Source organism: Robertmurraya mesotrionivorans, from assembly GCF_050971805.1.
Classification (GTDB): Bacteria; Bacillota; Bacilli; order Bacillales; family Cytobacillaceae; genus Robertmurraya_A.
On sequence record NZ_JBPCCH010000016.1, the window covers coordinates 3,668 to 3,876 of the forward strand.

At 42.1% G+C, this 209-nt stretch carries 1 pseudogene; it reads left to right on the forward strand.

Annotated features, from left to right (window positions below):
* A pseudogene (locus tag ACRX5O_RS19185) lies at positions 1-209 on the forward strand (tRNA (adenosine(37)-N6)-threonylcarbamoyltransferase complex transferase subunit TsaD); the annotation flags it as partial.

Below are 209 nucleotides of genomic sequence, written 5' to 3' on the forward strand. Positions count from 1 at the left end.
AGCAATGAGAGTGGCTGAATTACAGTTTACAGATATTGATGCGATTGCTGTAACGGAGGGACCAGGGTTAGTAGGTGCTTTATTAATAGGGGTAAACGCAGCTAAGGCACTGAGCTTTGCTCACGGAATTCCTCTTGTAGGAATCCACCATATCGCTGGTCATATTTATGCGAATCGGCTGATAAAGGAAATGGATTTTCCATTATTAT